The sequence below is a fragment of the Nostoc sp. C052 genome (genome assembly GCF_013393905.1).
Taxonomy (GTDB): Bacteria; Cyanobacteriota; Cyanobacteriia; order Cyanobacteriales; family Nostocaceae; genus Nostoc.
In genome coordinates this window covers 202,565-223,442 of record NZ_CP040278.1, presented here as the reverse complement: position 1 = coordinate 223,442, position 20,878 = coordinate 202,565, and the positions used below count along the sequence as shown (strand labels likewise).

The following is a 20,878-nucleotide window of genomic DNA, read 5'->3' as shown; positions in this document are numbered from 1 at the left end:
GACTCATACTTTCATAAAATTGCGGAATTCCGTAAACGCGATTCCGAACAAGATTGACAAGCTGGGTTAGACTGTTCTTGATTGCGTTTTACGCACCAATCGACAATTCCATGAATCACAGTTGATGTCTTGCCAGTGGCATCCATCCAAGCCCTTAACTGAGTTAAGGTAATCTCTTTTTTTCCAGCTTCAATCAAACTAACAATACTGCGATTCATTGTCATGTGTACTGCTATTTGGTCGGCTAATTCCTTTTGTGACAATCCTACTCCTTCTCTGGCAATACGCAATTCATCGCCAAGGATTTCATTGGTACTCCAACCAGAGCGATCGCGTCGCACGATTGGTTCTTCTAGCGGAAGATGATGAAACATTTTGTGCTAATTTTCATGCATAATGTTATTTGTTTTAAATAATAACTGTTTTTTTTATATCGTAAGTAAGCATTCCTATCCATTTTAGGAAGTATTACTAACTGGTAAAAATGAGCAAACAAGGATTTAATCAGATTCCAACAGATGAAGCAGTACCCAACTCCTCATCTGAAATTGATGCTAGAGCTATTGATATTGGCACTCTAAAATACGAAACTTTTACTTTAGAAGACTATAACGCCTCTAATTTGCCGGAATTGCCAGTCGGGATATTTTTAACAAATGCTGAGGGAGTTGAAAGCAGGTTAAGAACAATCAAACTGCGAGACAATATTGATACAGGCGATTTTGACTTGTTTTTAGCGGAATTAGATCCCCAAGAAGGGGATAATCCCAAAAAAACAGTTGACACTTTAAGCAACTTCTTGGGAGGAGGGAGAGCGGCAAAAAGCGGATACCACTTAGGAGCAGTTGAAGCTATTGGCGATATTCCTGTTAAGGAATTGGCTCAACAGTTGGGGTATGCAGAAACAGCAAAGGTATTCTCTGGGATGTATTTGGGCGATGTCGCCGCTTTAATGTTTGCTGTTAGGTTAAAAACGGCAGGGAAAGATGTGGCAGTAGATAGAACGTGTCCAATTCCTCAGTGTCAAGAGCGATGTCGCTCGATTGAAAACCTAGACCCAATCAAAGTCAAGTCTTTCCCCGATTTGACCAAAAAACCTCTATTTAAGTTGGTGCTTCCTCGCGGAATTGTCACCCCAAAAGCCAAAATCAATAATTTGTACTTAGAGCCTTTAAAACTGCACCAGCTAGGGCTGTTCCTGGGAGGGGGAACTGTTCCTGACGTTGAAATGCTCAAAGCAATGGTCGCCGAAATTCCAGAGATTGACTTTGGTGGCACTAAAAAAGTTAGACCATTTACCAACGAGCTATATCGCTCGATGACTCAAGAAGATATTTACGCCTTTAGAGAGGCAATTGCCCAAATCCAGCCTGGGCCAACAGCAGTGCTTCCAGTAATTTGCAATTGCGGACAAGAAGAGTTTCAACATCAATTGAACTGGGCAAGAATGCCCCGTGAGTTCCTTTATAAGACTCAAAAGCTATTGACTATAGACAATTGAGGACTAAATTTATTTGGAGGAGTTCTTTCTCCTCTAACATCAATTCAAATTAATGAGCGTATTAAAGTGGCTACACCATTAGAATATATTTTAGAGAAAATTCTCCCGGAAGTAGAAACTGCTATTACAGATAGCGCTAAACGCCAGAATCGAATTTACAATATCTCTGTGAGTTTGAAGCAAGGTAGCGACAATGCAGAGATGAAAGTTATCCAGAATAAAAGCTTGCCTCTACTGAATTTAACTTCAGGGTTAGAGACAGAAACCACTAGAATTACTCGCGAAGAGACTTCCCAAACGGCAATAGAAAAAGTCAAGTTGGACATAGCGAAATTACTCGATTGCCATTCTGAAGATAGGGGGAAAACTTCTTTGACCATGACGATCCGGGAAGGAGCTTACACGTCTAGCGAATGGGATTTTGTTGAATATCGGTATTTCCGAAAAACTGGAAACAATGCCAAAAGACGACAAGGCTTTCAAGTTAAATAATCATGGATGCCACCAGACCCTTAAAAGCACCTAACACAGCCATTCCCAGTTCAGGAGTAACTTCTGCAAGCCCTCAAATTACTCCCCCAATTGACCAAATCATGAAAATATCCCCAGATTTCGACCGAAGGAATGTCGAGAAATACTGGGGATTGATTGCTAAAGAAATGGCTAGCAAAGGATTAACTAGCAAAAATCAAGTAATTGCAATTTGTGCAACCATCTGTGCAGAAACCACTACTTTCGCTCCTATCAAGGAAGCGGGCAGGTATTTTGAGTACGATCCTTTTCGTGGAAGAGGGTTTGTGCAACTTACTTGGAAGGAAGACTATTTGGCTGTGGGCAAGGCTTTGGGGCTAGGAGACAAGTTAATCCGCGACCCCGATATGGCAATGGAACCAGAATTAGCTGCAAAAATTTTGGTTTGGGAATGGATGCGAGGATACAACGTTTCTAAGTATGCAGAAAAAGGTGATTTTGCTAATTGTCGCAGTATTATCAATCGCGGACATCCCAACAAAATTCACCAAACAACTCAATCTGGGACAGTAAAATTCCATGCCGCAGTCAAGCGAGGATTGCAGTTTGTGACAATGGGCATCGATGGTAACACCATTGGAAGTGTGCCTTTGTCTGGTGATTACGGCTTGGGATGTGTGGATACTGGCAGCGGCGGAAGCAGGGTTTTATCTGGATTAAACCCTGGCTCTCAAGGAGACGCTTTAGCTTATGCTCTTGGCATCCATGCTCTTGATAATCAGCGATCGCATATATTCAAAGCTCAATTAGATGTAGCTTCCCTACCACAGATTCTCGATCTCGACGCTCAGACAACATTTGAAGGTAAGGGGTTGGGCGAGGGTCTGGACGGAACTTACACCGTTGATGAAATCACTTTTTATTTTGGCAGAACCTTAACTGCCGATATCGTAGCTTACAAACCCGATCCAAACGCATCTCAACCACAGGTATTTTTACATGATGCCAATACTGCACGACCGATTGGCGACAATTCTCCCACCCAGCCAATAGCAGCAGGAGAAATCCCCGGTAAAATTTATGCAGCAGCAATCCAAGCCAGAGGAAGCGATACGTCCAATGGCCCAGATGGCGGGAAAAATGCTTGTGCCTTTGCTGTGAATAAGTTTTGTCTGTTGCCCGCAGGTCTGAAAATGATTGGCTCTGCCGTTCCTCCTTATGGGGTACCAGTAAGTGTTGCAGCTTGCGAAACTGCGCTCAAAGGTGGCAGGGGAAAGCTAATTACCAGAGCAGAAGCTGTGCCTGGGGATATCTGGGTTCAAAGCGATCGCCATATTGGAATTTGCGCGACAGCTGGTTGCACTCGTGTTCTTTCCAATTCTTCTAGTAAAGCTAAGTTTCAATGGGAAGATGCCATTGAAAAAGTCAATTCTTTCTACGGTAATTCTCCAGAAAAAATTTATCGAGTTTTAAATTAACCTGATGCTATCATCTATATTTTTCTCTAGAGTTGAAGCAGTTGAAGATGGGATAGAAGGTACAACCTTGACCCTAGCATCTTCCCCACTTCCTCCGGGAATTAGCTACAAAGTCATTGGCTACTGCCAAATAGATAACTACACTTTAATTAAATGGCAGCAGGGGGATGAAGAAGAGTATTTTACTGGCGAAACCCTTTGGCAAGATACTACACCCATTGCCAGCACTGGTGGAGCATTGGAGTTGTATACTTCTCAACTAGAGGAAGGTAAAACTGAGTATCCTCCAGATAGAAGTGTCTGGAGTCGGGTTGATAGCAACGTAGGAAATTATGGACTTTCTTCTATCGTCGCGATCGCGCTTAGAAGTTCAGAAAATACAGTATATTTTTAATCGGATGAAAGAAAAATATATAATTAAATTTACCTCCTCGCGCCTATATCTCAGCACCAAAGGAGCAATGACTGACAAGCTCGAAGAGTCAAAATTATACGAAACTCAAGAATCAGCCGAAAATGCAATCAAAACATCAATCCGTGCCCCGACTGAAATTATTCCAGTACTGGCAAAAAGTTTTATCTTGCTCAAAGACAAAATCAAGAGTCAACAAAAAAGCGAATTTATTAAAAGGTACTACGAGTCAATCGCAAAATTACAAAAAGAATTAGGCGTGACTATGCCTGCCTGGGAAGAACTCTCACCAGAAAATTATTTGAAGTTAGAACAAGGAGTTGCTGGACTGATTAAAGAATTTAGCTATTTTATCCTTTTACAATTACAATTTAAAGACAGGTGAACTCCGGAACCAGGAAAACATCGGTTAACGGTGCTGGCGAGGGAACCTGCTATAAACTAATATTTTTATCTGATTTCGCGGAAAACCCCATGCTCTTAGCTTGGGGATGGATAGCGGTCTACGGAGCGGAGCGCAGTAGACAATCATTCTTTGCCGCCTGATTGCTCTTTAATATAGTCTTTAACTATTTCCAATGGCGCTCCTCCACATGAAACTACGCATTTAGAGTCATGCCATAGTTTAACTTTTTCACCCCAGTAAAACTTACCTATTTCTGACTTGTATTGTTGTCTTAAAATCCTGCTAGAAGCAGATTTAAGTGAAGCCATCAAATCAGAGATATTGTTGTCTGGATGTAGGTTTACGAGTAAATGCACATGATCAGGCTCCCCATTAAATTCTTCAAGGATGCACTGATTAGCGGTCAATACCCGCACGAAAATAGGTTCCATATCTGCAAGCATAGCTTTTGTAAAAACTAACCTACGGAACTTAGTTACAAAAACCATGTGTAAATGAATATCAAAAACTACGTGCGCTCCTTTCCTTAAACTATTTCTGTTCACTTCGAGTCAAGCCTTAAATCCGTGATATAGTATTCAGAGTAACACATTTAAGTGGTTCGACTCATGCCGTATGGTTGCCAACAAATACTATTAAATCCTGACGATGATTTGAAGGCAATTTTAGAGTTTTTGTGTAGTGAAGCGACAAAACTCTCTAATTGCGGAACGTACTATGCGCGTCAACTTTACTTTAAAACGGGTAAATTCCCTAGCAAATTTGATTTAAACAATGAGCTATCCAACAATATTCACTTTGCAGCAATGTACTCTCAAGCAGCACAACAATGCTTAATGAGTGTGGCAGAGTCATTTAAATCGTTTGTGGGGCTACTTAAGGGGATAAAAAACGGTACTGTAACGCAAAAACCTAAGCTTCCGGGTTATCGAGATGGCGGATTAAGTTTGGTGACATATCCGGCTCAAGCTATAAAACTAAACCCTAAGGGGCTGCGATTCCCTCTGGGTAGTAAGGTTAAAACATGGTTTGGAATAGCAGAGTTTTACTTACCAATGCCATCTAACCTTGACCACAAGCAAATTAGAGAGTATCGAATTCTCCCTAGAAACGGTGAATTCTATCTTGAGCTTGTCTACAAACTTCCGACCATTCAATCTGGCGCAGATTTCAGCAAGTGCCTTGGCATCGATCCAGGACTTAATAATTGGTTAACCTGCGTCAGCAATGTTGGTACATCTTTAATAGTGGATGGACTGCATCTTAAAAGTTTGAATCAGTGGTACAACAAACGAGTGTCTGTTCTTAAAGAGAATCAACTACAAGGATTCTGGAGCAAACAATTAGCTCTTATCACCGAGAAACGAAATAGGCAAGTTAGAGATGCGGTCAACAAAGCTGCTCGACTAATATTAAATCATTGTCTTGACAACAATATAGGAACAGTTGTCTTTGGGTGGAATGAAGGTCAGCGCCAAAACATCAATCTTGGCAGCAAGACCAATCAAAAGTTTGTGCAAATTCCTACTGCTAGGCTGAAAGGTAGAATCGCTCAACTCTGTCAACAATACGGATTAAGGTTTGAGGAAACAGAAGAAAGTTACACCAGTAAAGCAAGTTTTTTAGACTCTGATTTGCTACCTACATTCGGCGAAAAACCTGAAGGGTGGAAAGAGTCTGGTAAACGAGTTAAACGTGGTTTGTATGCTTGTGCAAATGGTACAAAAATAAATGCTGATTGCAACGGCGCAGCAAATATTTTAAGAAAAGTAGCGGTGAAGCTTGGGTTAGACCTAAGTAGAATCAGTAGCGGTGATTTGATAGCGCCCTTAAGAGTCCGTTTCTGGATTTCTTAAGAATCCCCATCCGCCTATGCGGTGGGGAGTATCAATGACGTTCAACCCCAAGGAATCGAATCGTCATCCTCATCTCCATAACTTTGATTAAACCCACTAGATACAGTAGCCATAGGTCGTGTAGATGGAGCGCCAATTGCTGTTTCTTTACCAAAATCTTTGTGTTTCTCAAAATTCTCGGTAATTATGTTTGATTCTGGCGTTCCATTTCGGATCAAATATTGCGATAAGTTTGTTGCAGTTGGATGTTCGTAATCTGCAACTGTAGCGATCGCAAAAGTATTATCGCCAACAACTTTTTCTTCACAATCAAATATGGGACAAAAAATTCCATGAGCATAAAAAAGCTGGCCTTTTCCAGAAGGCTTCTGCTCACGGAAACTAGAATATGCAGTTTGCAAATCGTAGGCAAACCCTCCAGATAACATGCCCCGATCGTAGGCGGCATAAGCTTTATTGAAGCTAGCACCAGAAGCACCACTCAAAGTTATTTGTAATGGTTGTTCGTGGAGCAATGCTCCATTGGAGCCAAATAAAAATATCACGCAACGATTATATGTTTTATATCTTAATTTATCTGACGAAAAAAGGTCGTAGTTATCTCGCAACAACCCAACCTTTACCCCTGTCTCTCTTTCTTTAATATAAAGTGCCCCTTTCGAGACAACAGATATTCGAGGTTTCATTGAAATCAATACCTCTTCTTTGCCACTCGAAAACGAATATTCTATGCACTCAAAAGTTTCATCCGGAACAAGACCCACTGCTTGAGCATTGCTCATCTTAATCGCCAAACCGTAGGGTTTAATTCCCTGATCGTCAAATCGAGGATTGATAATTTGTGCCCAAGGCATAAAATTAAGCTGGGCATCAAACTTGCTGTCTTCAAAATTATACATAATAGCTAAAATCCTTGGAGTTAGTTAACTTTATCATGGTAATTGTAAGCCAGTCAATTGTTCTTCAATTGCTGAAAACCTATTATGAAAATTGATCAGATATTCCGAAATTCGATATCCTTCTATATAAATTCCGTGCGGTGTGATATCAATACTGTGTTTCCCACCTAAATGGCTGCGAATAATCACACTTCCCTCATCAACGGTAATTTCTGCTGTTTTGTTTCCCCAATTGTCAGCTTCATCAATATCAAAAGAACTATCTTCAAAACTAGCTAATGAAACTCCAGATTTGGGATGCAAAACCATTCCCGCAGACTTGCCAATATCTTGAGCAATTCGCATTGCCATCATCCCTTTACTAAACCAACCTCCCCCACCGGAGCCAATGTTGAGTTTTCCGTGGGGACTAGAGAAACCCACATTGCCACCATGAGCAAATATTTCTGAACCTCCAAGGGATGAAAGAGATGCTTTTGCTCCACTGGCATAAACTTCCGACAAACCATTCACCGCAGTTAAAGCTGCTTTACTTCCTGTGATTACCATTTTGGCAGACAAGGCATTTTTCGATGCTGCTGCTTCTACCAAATTATTGGTAACTCGCAAAACTCCACCTTTGGCATCTTGATTCAAGGCATTTAGCAATCGGTTAGTTTTTTTCTTCCCTTTACCGAATAAACCACCCAAGCCACCAAAAACCGAACTGACTGCTTGAGGAATAACATCGACAACATTACTAATACCCCCTAAATCCAGCCCACTCAATCCTGGGATTTCTTTTACCAAGGACAAGGCATCACCAATGTCACCAGTTCCGGCAATCCCAATCAATTTTTGCAAAGGAGCGATCGCGCCACCCAAACCTACACCACCTAGTAATTCTGGTAAAAGGTCATCGGCAAAGCTCAAGGCAGCTTTCCCTAACAGAGCTTGCACTGGATTACCACCAGTCAGCGCCAATTGCAGCAATTCGGCAATATCTTGTTTTTGAAATAGCTTTTGTAAGTCGTCGGGAAGGAAGGAAGTGAGCTTACTGGCTTGTTCTTGGAGTTCACCTTGCCAATTTTTGATTTGTAAATTGCCCAAAATATCGTCATCAGATTTAAACAAACTTGTATCCCCTTCCATGAATCCCAACAGGTTTTCAGGACTCAGCCGATTCACATTTACCCAATTGGGGATGGTTGCTTGCTCAAATAAATTTTGAGTTTGCGCCAAAGTGCCATGTAAATCCATCCCCACAATATTTTGAATCGAAGCAAATCCCTCTGGCGCGATCGCCTCTAAAAGAGATTGCTCTTGCATTTCGGGATGATGGCTCAATCCCTGCAAAATTGACTTGATTTCTGGAGTGTTGATTTTGGATTTTAAGTCATTGGGCAACAAATTCGTCACTTTGGCGATAATTTCATCAGCAGGTAAACCTTGCTGAATTATTTTACGGAATTCCGGGGTCAACTTTCCTAACCCCGACTTTAAGAAGGTTTCGGCTTGCTGCATCAGCGATTCTCCCAGATCGGTAGCGGAAAACTGAGATTTGATTTGATTGATTGCAGATATCGATTCCGGGAAAGATTTGATAATTCCATCAACCTCCCCCACTACCTGGGATAGATTCTGCAATAGCTGGTTGGCATTGCCATTGTTTTGGAAAGTGCCCAAGATGCCATTTACTTGGGAGAGTAAGTTTTCGGCTTTTCCCAATTTTCCAGTTAAATTCTGCCCAATGCTGTTGACCATCGTTGCCAAGTCCGTCCTTGGGCCTTCTATCAAAGCGTCGGATGCACCCAACTTTAGCGCGGATTGGTTTTGAGATTGAATATTCCAATTACCATCTTTGTCCAATATCGACGATCCTTTGGCTGCATTCCGCCACTGAATTGTCCCATCTGGACTCAACACGCCAGATGCTGTCTTGTTCTGGTTGATTACGGTACCGTTGGACTGCAATTTCACCATTGCCCCTTCCTTGGTTTGGGTCGATACATCTCCTGCACCAGAGATGTGGTGAACTATCCCGTGGGGATAAGCATCAATGGCACTGGCATCATTATCTTGGCGAATTTTGTAAACTCCTCCTGGCGTTTGTTCGCCATACAATCCTTGGCTGCGGTCAAGCTCTGGCGAGGGTGGGTCAACAAAATTAGGGATGCAAGCAATCAAAATTAGCTTGCGCGGATCGCCGAGCATCCCCATAACGGCAACTTGGGAACCCACAGTTAACAATCGATGGCTTCCACCAGTGGCAGCATTTACTGTATAATTTTCACCAGTCCACACCCACCCATCATCGTCATTTGGTAGGTCTACATTCTCAGCAATTAAATCAGAGCGAACTTTGACTCTTCCCAATTTCTTTGGATCGTCGATGGAAGTGATCTCTGCCGGAATCCATCCTGGTATGACGTTTTCTTGGAAATTGCTGAAGCGACCTTCAACTAAATCTGGCCTTGCAAGTTTTTCTAAGGAAACCATAGATTTAAGTAAATTTACGATTGAGAAAAATCAGACGTTTGGGCTTTTCAGAAAAAGCACTAGTTTTACTTGTCAAAATAAAGACTATGCTCGATTGGGGAGCATTAATCTGGTATAAAGGGATGAGAAATTTATTAATTAATTCTGCTGCATCGTTATTGATATTATCTACTGTCGAACCATTTGCGATCGCGCAAACAGCAATATCTCAAACGGCAAACATTAATATCGCCAATCAAGTACAGCAAGCTGTTTTAAGGAAATTAGCCGTTCAAAATTACCCCACACCAGAAAACGTCAAGTTTTATGAAACCAAGGTTATTGGGAATTATGCCTTATTGAAGTGGACAAACGGCGATGCTGGTGGCGGTGCAACTGCAATAAAAAGCAATGGTAATTGGAAAATCAATATTTACGGTGATGACTGGGGAGGAGTCCAACGCTTAGTCAATGATGGTATTCCTCGTGCCACAGCTATCAAGCTTTTACAAACTCCAGCCCCAGTTCAAACCAATAATTCTCCCATTACAGCTTCAATTAGTTTCGCCGAAGGAGATGGATTTATCTCTGTTCCAGAGCAGAATGTCAATGCTACTTTCCCTGGAGGAATTTTAAAAAGGCGCGACTACCATATCGCTAGAATGTTTGAGATTACTTCCCACATGTGCGAAACAGACATGGTTAGTCCCAAAATTGATTGGAGTTACTCTAGTAACTCTGGGCAAACTAATTTAGGGAAATTCCGAATCAGTTGTGATTTAGCCAAAATTGTCATTGAAGCTTATAAAGTTCGCACTCCAAAACCAACAGAGATTTCCTTTTCTCAAGAAGAAAGGGGAGCAACTGTTAAAAGTTTCCGAATAGGGGTTCTTGATATCGAACGCGATCCCCAAAAAACGAAAAGATGGATTAAGTTTGTGGCTGAATTTAAACCTTTGCAACCATAAATATTCTTAACTGACTTTCCCCTCCTCCCACCAAGTAGAATCGAGCAATTTAATTTTACTGATTTGGCGATCGCGACAGGACTATTAAAAGTCTAAATCTAGTAACCTGTCCCATTTTGTTGCAGTATCGTGCCCATCCCATTTACCTGTGTAGGGAGGCAGGAATTGAAATAAATGCAGTTCGGAATCGTGAATATGAAACGATATTTGTCCGGTGGGTAGCTCAAGGAAAATAATATTTCTCCAATCATCATCCCATTCTTCTCCCTGGTGCTGCCCAATTCCGGCAACTAGATTCAGTGCGATCGCCATTTTACAAAGGGGAACTAACAATTTATTTCTTTCGCTGTAGGCAAGGTTTTTAGCTTCATTTGCAGATACTGCTTTGTAAGCATCCATTGTCGGCAAATTACTAATAATTCCGATTTTACCTTTGGCTAAGTTATTGCGATAAATTTCAACCGAAGCGATCGCGTGTTCGCTGGGAATATAAACTGCTTCCCCTTGCACCCAAAAACCACCCTGCCCCTGCATCTCTTCTAAAACTTTGGCTGTAAACATAAATAATAAAAGCTCTACGATTAACTCGCAAAGCTTAATAAAGTTCGATGATTAGTTTAGATTATATCAAAGTTGATAGTAATTTATTAACGTGGCAATCTGACAAGGGCTTGAAAAAAAATAAAAAAGGGCAGAGAAAATTCATCCTCTGCCCTTTTTTTTAACCTAATTCCATAGCATCTATAAATGCTTCTTCTATTTCCAATCTCAAAATATCTGAGTAGTGAACCACACTACTACTTTCTTCTCTTGATACGCCTAGTATTTTACAAGCTTGATAATGGCTTTCTGCTATTATCTTTTTAGCTGGCTTACAGGTGGTAACATTTCCATCGTCGCTCCATTCTAGTTGGATATAAATTTTTCTTTGGCTGGAATTATTACAAACAGAAATTCCAGAATATTGGCTATATCCTACCATCGAATCATGTAATTCATAGATTTCTTTTGATGGTAAAACTATGATATCCTTCCAGTTTTGTTGTTCGCATTCGTTGTAAGGTTTCCATATCCTTTGCTTTGAGATTTCATCTTCTATCAAACAACAAAACTCATTGTTTTTATTGATAAAACCAAGATAGTAAAGCGATACAGTCCTTGTTTTTTGATTTCGGATTTCCATTTTTATTCTGCCTCCTGATTACCAAATTCTTCGGCATTTCTTTTAAAGCATTCTGCTATATGTTGCATAGCAGCTATTTCTTCTTCTTTAGAAGAATAACCAATTCCCATCAAACAAGCCCATTCCGGGTCTTGCACGTCGAAATAAGCTTTGATAGTTGCTAGCATCTGATTAGGAGTTCCATCTCCAGGTATCTCCTCATTTGCTGTTTTTGCATCGATTAAATGCAGCATCATTTTGTAGGATGCAATTAGCATTCGCTCAATTTCTGTAGGAGGTGTTTTTCTTTTTTCAGCCTTACGAGCGATCGCCTTGATAAAGCTTTCGCCGTCGTGTTTTAAAATTTCTACGTTATTATCTACACACCACTGCGCTGCTTGCGCTACTGCGTATTCAGCAGCAGAAACAGCTTCATCAAAAGGAACTATGTGGTATTTTACATCTTCCACTGTCCCTTCTACTTGTAAACCAGCTTCAGCATGAATTACTATTTGCTGGTAGGGGAGAATTGCGTAATCAAAGCAAACAGAACCGCCATAGGTATCAGAACTTCCTATTAGCCATTTCATTTTCCCCCACGGGTCTGTAATTGAGACTTCATCCTTTTGAGGATTTTTGTAATAGTGATAGGGAAATTCAAATGACGGCATTTTAACTAGATGGTTGGCAAGCTCTTTTGCAGCTTCAAATGATGGTAGTTTGGCAATTAAAGAACTTAAACGTACTATGTTTAAGGAATAATTTTCTATGCCAACACACCAACCGCTTCTAGCTTGTTCCCAAACTACTAAGTCGCCAATCCTAGCAGCAATAGGTTGTTCGTATCGGTCAAATCTATACCGATAAAATCCTTGTTCATCTTTTGTGTGAAAACGGTCTAGATATTCCACAGTCCTTGGTATTACCCAGCTATCAGATTTAATTCCAATGTAATCTCTAATTATTGGAATTAAATCTTCAAAAGCTATAGGATTGTCATTTTCTAGGATCGAAGTCACTTGAACACCTTCGGGGTGCGGAATCACTGAGTATTTGTAAGTTATGTACATTTGGTATGATAAAAGGGTAAATGTGAACCGATCGCTTTCTTGCAGAAGAAAGCGATTTTATTTGTCAAAAATGGCATTCGGCAAAATCTTTTTGACTTCCTCTTTTGCCAAATCTCTACTCGCTGCTCTAACTGCAAATTCGATTGTGGTAACTAATCCAGATTCTGTTTCCACCTCCTGGTTTGACTCAACTCGATACAAGTTATTGCTGGGAAGTCCCCAGAATACAGTTCCACAGTCGTAGCCTTTTTTCAAGCGAATTTTTGTCAATTTCAGTAAAATAGAAATCTTTTTGTTGTCAGGCACTTGGGTTGAATGTCCAAATCCCAGTGGATGCTTTAGCCAGCTTTGAGGGTAGACAATTGTCATATTTTTCCTTTTTTGATTGTGTAATACCAATTTAATGTAAAGTTGCAGATATCTCGATCCCCCTTAATCAGAGAGATTAGGGGGGAATCGAATTCTATGCAGCTTTATAAAGAATTGGTTTAAAGCGCGATCGCTTTAATAGGGAAATTCTGCACTTTATTTGATTGATGCAACTTCTCCAGTGGCTGTAAGGTATAAAATGCCATCTTCCATATAATACACATCTGTTGAAGCATTCTTGTCAGAAGTCCACAATTGCACGCTAAAAACTTTCTCATCGGGGAATTGAGCCTGCATCAAACTAAGTGCTTCTTCGTGGCTATCAGCTTCTTGATAATACCCATCCCTATGCTTTGGATTAGTAAATCCTGGTGTTCCGATGGTGTATGGACGTTGACGAGTGCATCGATATATATTCATGTTTCTCCTACGGGTATTCAGTGATTTCCCGTGACCCCGCAATAGCGGGGTTTCGACTAATAATCAGTTAGTCTTCTTCAGACGGGTAGGCAAGTATTAGCTCTTGGTATGCCTCATGTGCAGGTTGCAGCTTTGAAAATAAATCGGACAATGCTGCACTTTTCATTTGGTCGTAATAGTCGCATTGCTTAAAGTCTTGCTGATTAAGATAGCAGCAACAACCAAGAGAATCTCTTCCTTCGTATCCTCGATAAGACGCGACCACGGTAATGCAGCACCATGCCCATATATCTTTTTTCTTGATTCGCTCTAATATTTCCGCCTCCATTTGTTTGTCAAACTCCTCATCATCAGAAGCACTACAATTCCCTTTTACAGGAGTGCTATCTCGCTCTACTAAAATTTGATATTTGACGATTGTTTCAGTTTTAGACACACTAATCTCCTTTGTAATAGAACTGACTTAAATCGAATCGACAATCCTATTCATGCCATCTCGGATATTCCCTCGTTTGTCCACATAGCAATCGGAATTTATCTCCCCTCGCCTAATTAATTCTGATGTTTTATCAGAATCTACTTGTCCTTGGTACATGGGATGGTTGGCATAGCTATTCTTGGTTTTATAGGTGGTTTCTTCTCGCTCAGGATCGTCTGCATCGTCACCTGTCTGTGCTTCAGACTTTCTGAAGATTTCATACCAATGACAAACGGTATTCTTATTAACACCAGTTGAACTAACAGCAGTTCTAATACTTTCTCGCTTTTTATAGGATTGATAAAGGCTTTGGCGAGTCTCTGGTGGTAAATGGGTTTTATGTGCCAGCGTCCCAGTAGTACTAGAAACTGACCTTAGACATGAATTACAACGATACCTTTTAGTAGCTTCACTCTCCTCTTTTAAAGGAGTTATCCTATCGCTACCGCATATCGGACAATTTGTAATATCTAGAGGAGGATTCCAATCCAAACCTCTTTTTTCATTTGCTTTTTCTTGCTCGGCTCTTTGCTGTTCTGCTTTTTTGTGTTCGCGTTCTTTCTGTTGGCGACGTTCAACGTCGCGCCGATAATGCCCACCAAACATTACGCCTCCTAACTAAATCGCTGGATATAAATGAAATTGATTAGAAAATAAAAGCTTAAAAATCAAATTTCATTCATAGCTAAACTACGAATCAATCTCAGAAGTTCATGTCTGCATGTGATAGCTTGATAATATTTGAATTGCTGCATTCTGTCTCCATTTATTGATGAGGCTAACCTATACCTTCATCAATACGATTGTAGCAATAACTAGTATCGATTGCGACGACAAGTAATTTTAAATCAATAATTTTTAATTCAAAATCTATGTTTAAAATGTTTTGTTTTAATCACAAAATAATTAAATATAAAAATCAAAATGGGCAAGACTTCCCCTCATTTAGAAATCTTACCCATATAATTAATTGAATAATTTAGGTCTTACCCAATATATACATCCGCCAGCAAAAATCTTGCTAACATAAAAATTATAAAATCAAGTTACCTCCATGTCAAGCCTAGACTCCATAGCAGCTTCGCTTAAATCTTTAGCTAACTTAACTTTAGCTGCACCTTCTATTGCATCTAGGCGACGTGAAATTCTTGCCAGTAGGTAAGATTGTTCGCTATCTCTTTTTAAAAACTTGATTGAAGCAATGGTTTCATACAACAATATCTCTAGCTGGTTTAACTTGGTTTCAGCCCCAGGATGAATTGTCAGGTTCATGTGCTTGTTCAATTCTAAGTTAACAGCGTAAACATCCTTTTCAACCTCTGAGATTTTTTCAGTGGTATTTTCCAATCTAAACTCAATTCTTTCATCCCACTTGTTTGAAAGACTTCTGGTTTCATTAATTTCCTGATAAATTTCCTCCCTGACAGTTTTTATCAATCTCAAGAATTCTTGTCTAATATTGTCTTGACGTGCATCATTAGAGCTAACGTCGCTCATTTGTATTTGTTTATAAGCAAAATACCCACTGATAACAGATACGACAAGTCCAACCAAGCTAAATCCATCGACATTGCCAACTTTTACAATATCAAAAATACGCAAATCTAAGTTACAAAGAAGCTGATTCAAGGAAATTGTCAGTCCAGCCCAAATTAAATTGAGTTTAGTAACCCCTTTGTAAGTAACTTCAATCCCACGATATTTATCTAGCCGTTTACGCATTGTTTCCAATTTCATGTGCTGCTGTTTCCTCCTCGCCGGACAAATTAATGTTATCTGTCGTGAATATCAGTCTAGGGAAAGAATCGCCTGACTCTGACTCTGCAAAAGTGATCACATCTCCCGATTCCAAGCGAGTCCAGTGAATTCTCTTGCCATTTACAAAAACACCAGATTTACTTCTTTTTTCTAAAGGAACACCATCCCAAATCACGTAGTAATAAGTATCATCTTCTTTGTTCTCATACATCACCAAAGAAGAGTGCAATCTAGAAATAAAACCGTAATTCAAGCAAATAAAGTTTTCCTCAATGTAAGAAGTAAGATTTTTATTCCTACCGATCAAATGAGTTTGTCGTCCCAGGTTGATTCTTAATACTTCGCCACCGATTAAAAATAGCTTTAAGTAAAATTCTTCCTGCATTTTCTGTTTTACTTCCATAAAATAATAATAAATTCACAGGCAAAATACAGCACAATGCCAGATTGCGGTGCCTAATGGTAATATTGACTATGCTGAGAATAAGATAGTGATGTTTGCAGTAAAGAGAAATTTCTATTTACTGAATCAATGGTAATCCATGCAACTAAGCGTTATTCATAAAAAAGCGAGCAAGTCACTATTATTGCTAATAATTGCTTAAATTGGAGTTAAGTTGAGTAAAAAATACTATAAGGTTTTTACCCTGCGTACTGAAGAATTTGACTCCCCTTATCATTTGCAGGGACATCTGATCAGAATGGCCAGGGTGAATAAAAGACTAACTCAAGAGGGGTTGGCAAAACTTTTGAATGAGAGTTTGTCAAAAGTTCGCACGATAGAGGTAAATGGTGCTGATGGTGTGATTTTAGTCAAACTTATCAAGCTACTTAAGCTTGATGAAAGCTATTTTATGTTTGAGGATGGGGATGAGGATTGAGGTCTGATTCTGGATGATTACGAAAATAAAAAAGAATCAGCCCCATCATGATTTGATACTTACTTGGAGCTTTCGGGAATGATATTCCTAGTCCCCATTGCTGTTCTATGTAATTTCTTCTCAAGCCCAAGTGTCTTGCCAAGATTCCAGAATATTCCCGGCGAGTTCCCTGTTTTTCATCGTTGATCACTTGCTCGATAGTAATCTCCATTTCGTAGGATTTTATGAGACGACAAAACTCAAGAGCATTTTCTCTTGGAAGAATCGGCATTTTCCGCATGGCAATCAATTTTTATTTAATTATTTTCTAGCTAAATATTATTGCATCTTTTGGATGCAATAATATGCAATAAGAATCACTATTTCAGGATAAGCTGCAAAATGCTAATATAAACAGCAAAAGATGGGCAAGTCCATGACTCAGAGGTATAGGGTATCTATAGAGGTCAGTGACATCAAAGAGCAAATTGAGCGAATAGCTGATGCAGAGAATCGACCTTTCTCTAACATGTGTCAGACTTTGCTCCATGAAGCGTTGGCAGCACGGAATTTAGTTTCGGCGATCACGGAATCTTCTGATGAGGAGAGGGTAACGTTGCCGCAAATCCAAAAATGGTTGCCAAAAATTGGCGCTATGGGATTAGCGCAATTAATCAAATCAGCGATCGACTTGTTGTTGCGGAAAATTCTTCAGAGTCAAAAAAACCCTGTTGTGCAGTTTGTGGAATTTTGGGATATCGAGAAATTATCGGAAGTTTCTGGTATCTCTGCCCCTCGATTGCAGGAAATCAAAAAAGGCAGTCCGATTTCTGGGGATGAGGCCACAGGGCTAGTTCATGCCGGGATGAATCCTGCTGATTTGCAACCCAAAAATGTCAAAAAGGGAGAACAAAATGGAATTCACTGAAATTGAATATTATCTACAATACTGCGACAAATTAACCGTAAATGACCAAGCATTGATTATTCGTGCTAATTCAGAGCTTGTTCTCAATGCCCTACGACGCTGCTGGAAATCGGTGATTGAAATTGCTCAAAAGCAAAAGCGAGATACAGCTTTCATTTATCTTGGCGATGCGGAAAGACCATATTATAAAATTTACGACTGGTTCTTGCAAATGGAAGAAAATCAATCCCAATCCCAGGAAATAAATCCAGAGTTGCCTGCTCCAACTGGCTTGGATTTGATTGCTCCTTATCTAAAAAATGCCGACGAAATTCGAGTTTTAGAATTTATGAAGGAGAAAATTAGTGAGGGTCTGATTGTGATTATTACCTCACAAATCGACAATCGATGTCGATTTACCTCAAAATCATTAAAACCAGAACGAGCATTTTGGACTCCAGAACAGTTTGTAAACTACGATTATTTGAAATCTTGGGATATTGACCAAATTGGTAGACCCAGCCAAGAATATGAACGCATGAGAGCGTTGCTTGACAGGGATTCTTTTATTCCAGGTTACGAATACAGCCTTCGCAGACCAAAACCCGATCTGGCTTTGTGTCGCTACCGAACTGACTATTATCATGTCGCTGATGGCTGGGGAGGAGAGCCTATTCGGATCGGGGTTAGCCATCCTGATGACTGGCAGTTACTTCAGCCAGCAGTAAATTAGTTGATGCGCGATCGCTTCAACTCGAAATCAAGGCGATCGCTTTTTATTGTATAAGAATAACTGCTGTAAACTACCCACCAGTGAACGGAGTACCGTTTTACTGGGGGCTTTTAAAGCCCAGAGTTTACCCGACTAAGTACTTTGAGTACTACGATTTTGAGGTCATCTCACCTACGAATACGCAGCCAGTTCATAGCTCTGAGGTTAACAGTTAAACAGGTGTAATGGGTTAAGCCAGTGCTGTTAGCGTAAAAAGCCTTTAAATCATTGTCCAGGCTAACATTACCCGTAAGGAGGGGCAGAAATGTCCAAAGTATTTGTAATTGATTCCGAGAAACGACCGCTAAATCCAATTCATCCAGCGCAAGCGAGGCAATTACTAAGAAACAAAAAAGCAGCAATTTATAGGCAATTCCCGTTCACTTTGATTCTTGCTAAATCCGTTCCAGAAACCCCTGTGTCACCACTAAGATTAAAACTTGACCCAGGTGCTAAAGTAACAGGAATTGCATTAGTCAATGATGCGAGTGGAGAGGTTGTATTTGCTGCTGAATTAAAGCATCGGGGTTTTGCGATTAGGGATGTTTTGACATCTAGACGGCAGCTAAGACGTGGTAGACGTGCTAGAAAAACTCGTTACAGGCAACCAAGATTTTTGAACAGAACCCGTCCAGATGGATGGTTAGCGCCTAGCTTACAAAGTCGGGTCGATAACATCGAAACTTGGATTAAAAAGCTTCGTCAATTTGCACCAATTGAGGCTATTAGCCAAGAGTTAGTACGCTTCGATATGCAACTGATGCGGAATCCAGATATTCAGGGTGAGGAGTATCAGCAAGGTACTTTACAAGGCTACGAAACGAGAGAATATTTACTTGAAAAATGGGGCAGGCAATGCGCTTATTGCGGAGTTAAAGACGTTCCTTTTCAGGTGGAACATATTCATCCCAGAGCAAAAGGTGGCAGTAATTCTATATCAAATCTTACTCTAAGTTGCGAAAAATGTAACACCAAGAAAGGAACTAAGGATATTAAAGATTTTCTGAAAAAAGACCCATCTAAATTAACAAAAATCTTGGCGCAAGCTAAAAAACCATTGGCAGATGCTGCCGCAGTAAATACAACTAGATGGGCATTACTTGAAACCTTAAAATCAACTCGACTACCAGTAGAAACTGGTTCCGGTGGTTTAACTAAATTTAACCGCAGTCAACAAATGCTTGAAAAAAGACACTGGTTAGATGCGGCGTGTGTCGGTAAGTCAACGCCAGTATTGATTATTAAAGGTATTAAACCATTGCTAATCACAGCTAATGGTCACGGGTCTAGGCAATCATGTAGAACCGATAAGTTTGGTTTTCCAAGTAGGCACGTACCCAGAGAGAAAATACATTTTGGTTTTCAAACTGGAGATATTGTTAAAGCAGTAGTTACTACTGGTAAAAAGATTGGTAATTATGTTGGAAAAGTAGCTATTCGCTCATCAGGTAGTTTCAATATTTCGACCAAGAACGGATTGATTCAAGGAATATCTCACAACTTTTGTCTTCGTATTCATGCAAAGGATGGCTATTCGTATGCAATTTAAACCCAAGAAGTTGGGAATTACTCAACTGTTCCTCTCATTCTTTTCGCATTCGCTCAAAGACATTCAAGGAACGTTTCGTAATTCCCCCTCCATTCCTCTCACCACCAATCTGAGTACAGATTTGGTGGGAGTCTCCTGGAGGGTTAGATGACAGATGATGAAATCAAGTCCAAAGTTACAGAAATTTGTCAAAAAAGTGCGGCAACTGTGAGAATTTCTGAGCAATACGTATTTGAAGCGATCGCTTATTTGCTCAAACCTCAATTCTCCCCTACAGTAGCTAACTTTGTCATAGGTGGACTGAAGGAACATACCAAAAACAATAGGAAAGCACAACTATTTAGAGCTAAACATGCGCGAGAATCGCATGGATTTGTAATCACAAAAAGCAGGTAATTATGACTTTGACCGCAACTGAAATAAAACTAGCTGCAAAACTTTTGGATGTGGCTTCCAATTCATTCGCCAACCACGGATGCAATGATTTCGATATGAGCTTTTTATCTGTTGAAGAAAGACATGAGATTATGATGGCTTGTTTTGAGTGGCAAGGAGACTCGGAAGGATATGATGCAAATCAAGATTACAAATTATGGATAGACTGGATTTTGATGCGATATGTCAGTGAAAAGCTGATGCCAAATCAAGAAAGCAAAATTCAAGGTTTCCGGCGAGTTATTCCTGATGAAATAGATTTGCCTATTTCTCAACTAAAGGAATGGGCCACAGGTAGGCAGAAATTTACTTTGGAGCAAATTAACAAGCTTATAATAAGTGCAGCTAAAAATTGGCATGAGTTGAAATACAAGTAGTTGACATGGACGAACAATTAGAAGAAGAATATGCAAAATTAGCGAGTAGATATGATGCCTTTTATTTAAAACAGCTAGTCGATTTGGGCATGATTCTCAATTTCGGCGCTGTCAAAGAGAAGATAGAATCATCAACCGAACTTCAGCTAGGAAAGGCAATGGATGATGCTCAACTAACCGAGCAGCAAAGACTTAAGCTTGTCGGGTTTTTGCTTCTAGCAACCAACCAAAAAAGCTCTACCAATAGTCCAAGCTAATGGTAGAGCCATATTC

28 protein-coding genes are annotated in these 20,878 nt (G+C 40.1%); 14 read left to right on the top strand and 14 right to left on the bottom strand.

What is annotated here, in order from left to right:
• Positions 1–11 precede the first annotated feature (11 nt).
• On the bottom strand, positions 12–374 hold the full coding sequence (locus FD723_RS41065) for a helix-turn-helix domain-containing protein (protein ID WP_179070909.1): 363 nt from the start codon (positions 372–374) through the stop codon (positions 12–14).
• 110 nt (positions 375–484) lie between these two features.
• Between FD723_RS41065 and FD723_RS41060 the strand changes: the two genes are divergently transcribed.
• From FD723_RS41060 to FD723_RS41040, 5 genes are all read left to right on the top strand, one after another.
• A complete protein-coding gene (locus FD723_RS41060; RefSeq protein ID WP_179070908.1) occupies positions 485–1,501 on the top strand; it encodes a hypothetical protein in 1,017 nt (338 codons plus the stop codon).
• Positions 1,502–1,567: 66 nt separating this feature from the next.
• The gene (locus FD723_RS41055) at positions 1,568–1,993 is read left to right on the top strand and encodes a hypothetical protein (protein WP_179070907.1); all 426 of its coding nucleotides are present in this window, start codon (positions 1,568–1,570) and stop codon (positions 1,991–1,993) included.
• 2 nt (positions 1,994–1,995) lie between these two features.
• A complete protein-coding gene (locus tag FD723_RS41050) occupies positions 1,996–3,450 on the top strand; it encodes a hypothetical protein (protein WP_179070906.1) in 1,455 nt (484 codons plus the stop codon).
• A 4-nt stretch (positions 3,451–3,454) separates the two neighbouring features.
• Positions 3,455–3,844 carry a hypothetical protein gene (locus FD723_RS41045; protein ID WP_179070905.1) on the top strand — a complete coding sequence of 130 codons (390 nt, stop codon included), beginning with the start codon at positions 3,455–3,457 and terminating at the stop codon, positions 3,842–3,844.
• Positions 3,845–3,911: 67 nt separating this feature from the next.
• Positions 3,912–4,247, top strand: a complete 336-nt coding sequence (locus tag FD723_RS41040; RefSeq protein WP_218651884.1) for a hypothetical protein — start codon at positions 3,912–3,914, stop codon at positions 4,245–4,247.
• 143 nt (positions 4,248–4,390) lie between these two features.
• Here the strand turns inward: FD723_RS41040 and tnpA are convergent, their stop codons facing one another.
• The gene (gene tnpA, locus FD723_RS41035) at positions 4,391–4,813 is read right to left on the bottom strand and encodes an IS200/IS605 family transposase (RefSeq protein WP_179070903.1); all 423 of its coding nucleotides are present in this window, start codon (positions 4,811–4,813) and stop codon (positions 4,391–4,393) included.
• A gap of 63 nt (positions 4,814–4,876) precedes the next feature.
• Here tnpA and FD723_RS41030 point away from each other — a divergent pair, with 63 nt between their 5' ends.
• Positions 4,877–6,124 carry an RNA-guided endonuclease TnpB family protein gene (locus FD723_RS41030; protein WP_179070902.1) on the top strand — a complete coding sequence of 416 codons (1,248 nt, stop codon included), beginning with the start codon at positions 4,877–4,879 and terminating at the stop codon, positions 6,122–6,124.
• 41 nt (positions 6,125–6,165) lie between these two features.
• Here FD723_RS41030 and FD723_RS41025 read toward each other — a convergent pair whose 3' ends face one another.
• Positions 6,166–7,023, bottom strand: coding sequence for a DUF5895 domain-containing protein (locus tag FD723_RS41025; RefSeq protein WP_179070901.1), 858 nt, complete (start codon positions 7,021–7,023; stop codon positions 6,166–6,168).
• A 33-nt stretch (positions 7,024–7,056) separates the two neighbouring features.
• Positions 7,057–9,501, bottom strand: coding sequence for a hypothetical protein (locus FD723_RS41020; protein ID WP_179070900.1), 2,445 nt, complete (start codon positions 9,499–9,501; stop codon positions 7,057–7,059).
• Between the two features lie 122 nt (positions 9,502–9,623).
• On the opposite strand from FD723_RS41020, the gene FD723_RS41015 reads away from it, so the two are divergent.
• Positions 9,624–10,448 carry a hypothetical protein gene (locus FD723_RS41015; protein WP_218651883.1) on the top strand — a complete coding sequence of 275 codons (825 nt, stop codon included), beginning with the start codon at positions 9,624–9,626 and terminating at the stop codon, positions 10,446–10,448.
• Between the two features lie 84 nt (positions 10,449–10,532).
• Here the strand turns inward: FD723_RS41015 and FD723_RS41010 are convergent, their stop codons facing one another.
• The 9 genes from FD723_RS41010 to FD723_RS40970 form a co-directional block, all read right to left on the bottom strand.
• Positions 10,533–11,009, bottom strand: a complete 477-nt coding sequence (locus FD723_RS41010; protein ID WP_179070898.1) for a hypothetical protein — start codon at positions 11,007–11,009, stop codon at positions 10,533–10,535.
• Between the two features lie 160 nt (positions 11,010–11,169).
• A complete protein-coding gene (locus tag FD723_RS41005; RefSeq protein WP_179070897.1) occupies positions 11,170–11,631 on the bottom strand; it encodes a hypothetical protein in 462 nt (153 codons plus the stop codon).
• Between the two features lie 2 nt (positions 11,632–11,633).
• Positions 11,634–12,629, bottom strand: coding sequence for a hypothetical protein (locus FD723_RS41000; protein WP_179070896.1), 996 nt, complete (start codon positions 12,627–12,629; stop codon positions 11,634–11,636).
• Positions 12,630–12,737: 108 nt separating this feature from the next.
• Positions 12,738–13,049 carry a hypothetical protein gene (locus FD723_RS40995; RefSeq protein ID WP_179070895.1) on the bottom strand — a complete coding sequence of 104 codons (312 nt, stop codon included), beginning with the start codon at positions 13,047–13,049 and terminating at the stop codon, positions 12,738–12,740.
• A gap of 156 nt (positions 13,050–13,205) precedes the next feature.
• Positions 13,206–13,469, bottom strand: a complete 264-nt coding sequence (locus tag FD723_RS40990; RefSeq protein WP_179070894.1) for a hypothetical protein — start codon at positions 13,467–13,469, stop codon at positions 13,206–13,208.
• A 67-nt stretch (positions 13,470–13,536) separates the two neighbouring features.
• Entirely contained in the window at positions 13,537–13,905 is a 369-nt protein-coding gene (locus tag FD723_RS40985; RefSeq protein ID WP_179070893.1) for a hypothetical protein, read from the bottom strand.
• 27 nt (positions 13,906–13,932) lie between these two features.
• Positions 13,933–14,553 carry an IS1 family transposase gene (locus tag FD723_RS40980; protein ID WP_179070892.1) on the bottom strand — a complete coding sequence of 207 codons (621 nt, stop codon included), beginning with the start codon at positions 14,551–14,553 and terminating at the stop codon, positions 13,933–13,935.
• Positions 14,554–14,988: 435 nt separating this feature from the next.
• Positions 14,989–15,684, bottom strand: coding sequence for a hypothetical protein (locus tag FD723_RS40975; protein ID WP_179070891.1), 696 nt, complete (start codon positions 15,682–15,684; stop codon positions 14,989–14,991).
• Positions 15,662–16,108 (bottom strand): FHA domain-containing protein, encoded by a 447-nt coding sequence (locus tag FD723_RS40970; protein WP_179070890.1) that lies wholly within the window; start codon positions 16,106–16,108, stop codon positions 15,662–15,664. Before FD723_RS40970 ends, FD723_RS40975 begins: the two co-directional genes overlap by 23 nt.
• Before the next feature lie 214 nt (positions 16,109–16,322).
• Between FD723_RS40970 and FD723_RS40965 the strand changes: the two genes are divergently transcribed.
• The gene (locus FD723_RS40965) at positions 16,323–16,586 is read left to right on the top strand and encodes a helix-turn-helix domain-containing protein (protein ID WP_179070889.1); all 264 of its coding nucleotides are present in this window, start codon (positions 16,323–16,325) and stop codon (positions 16,584–16,586) included.
• Here FD723_RS40965 and FD723_RS40960 read toward each other — a convergent pair.
• A complete protein-coding gene (locus FD723_RS40960; protein ID WP_179070888.1) occupies positions 16,558–16,857 on the bottom strand; it encodes a hypothetical protein in 300 nt (99 codons plus the stop codon). The two genes, FD723_RS40965 and FD723_RS40960, sit on opposite strands and share 29 nt — an antisense overlap.
• Before the next feature lie 144 nt (positions 16,858–17,001).
• Here FD723_RS40960 and FD723_RS40955 point away from each other — a divergent pair, with 144 nt between their 5' ends.
• The 6 genes from FD723_RS40955 (at position 17,002) to FD723_RS40930 (ending at position 20,862) form a co-directional block, all read left to right on the top strand.
• Complete coding sequence (locus FD723_RS40955; RefSeq protein ID WP_179070887.1) at positions 17,002–17,493, top strand: hypothetical protein; 492 nt, start codon at positions 17,002–17,004, stop codon at positions 17,491–17,493.
• Positions 17,480–18,205 carry a hypothetical protein gene (locus FD723_RS40950; protein WP_179070886.1) on the top strand — a complete coding sequence of 242 codons (726 nt, stop codon included), beginning with the start codon at positions 17,480–17,482 and terminating at the stop codon, positions 18,203–18,205. Before FD723_RS40955 ends, FD723_RS40950 begins: the two co-directional genes overlap by 14 nt.
• Before the next feature lie 304 nt (positions 18,206–18,509).
• Entirely contained in the window at positions 18,510–19,793 is a 1,284-nt protein-coding gene (gene iscB, locus FD723_RS40945; RefSeq protein WP_179070885.1) for an RNA-guided endonuclease IscB, read from the top strand.
• Between the two features lie 147 nt (positions 19,794–19,940).
• Positions 19,941–20,189 (top strand): hypothetical protein, encoded by a 249-nt coding sequence (locus FD723_RS40940; protein ID WP_179070884.1) that lies wholly within the window; start codon positions 19,941–19,943, stop codon positions 20,187–20,189.
• An 8-nt stretch (positions 20,190–20,197) separates the two neighbouring features.
• A complete protein-coding gene (locus tag FD723_RS40935; protein ID WP_179070883.1) occupies positions 20,198–20,605 on the top strand; it encodes a hypothetical protein in 408 nt (135 codons plus the stop codon).
• Between the two features lie 5 nt (positions 20,606–20,610).
• Positions 20,611–20,862: a hypothetical protein gene (locus FD723_RS40930; RefSeq protein WP_179070882.1), complete on the top strand. Its 252-nt coding sequence runs from the start codon at positions 20,611–20,613 to the stop codon at positions 20,860–20,862.
• Positions 20,863–20,878 lie beyond the last annotated feature (16 nt).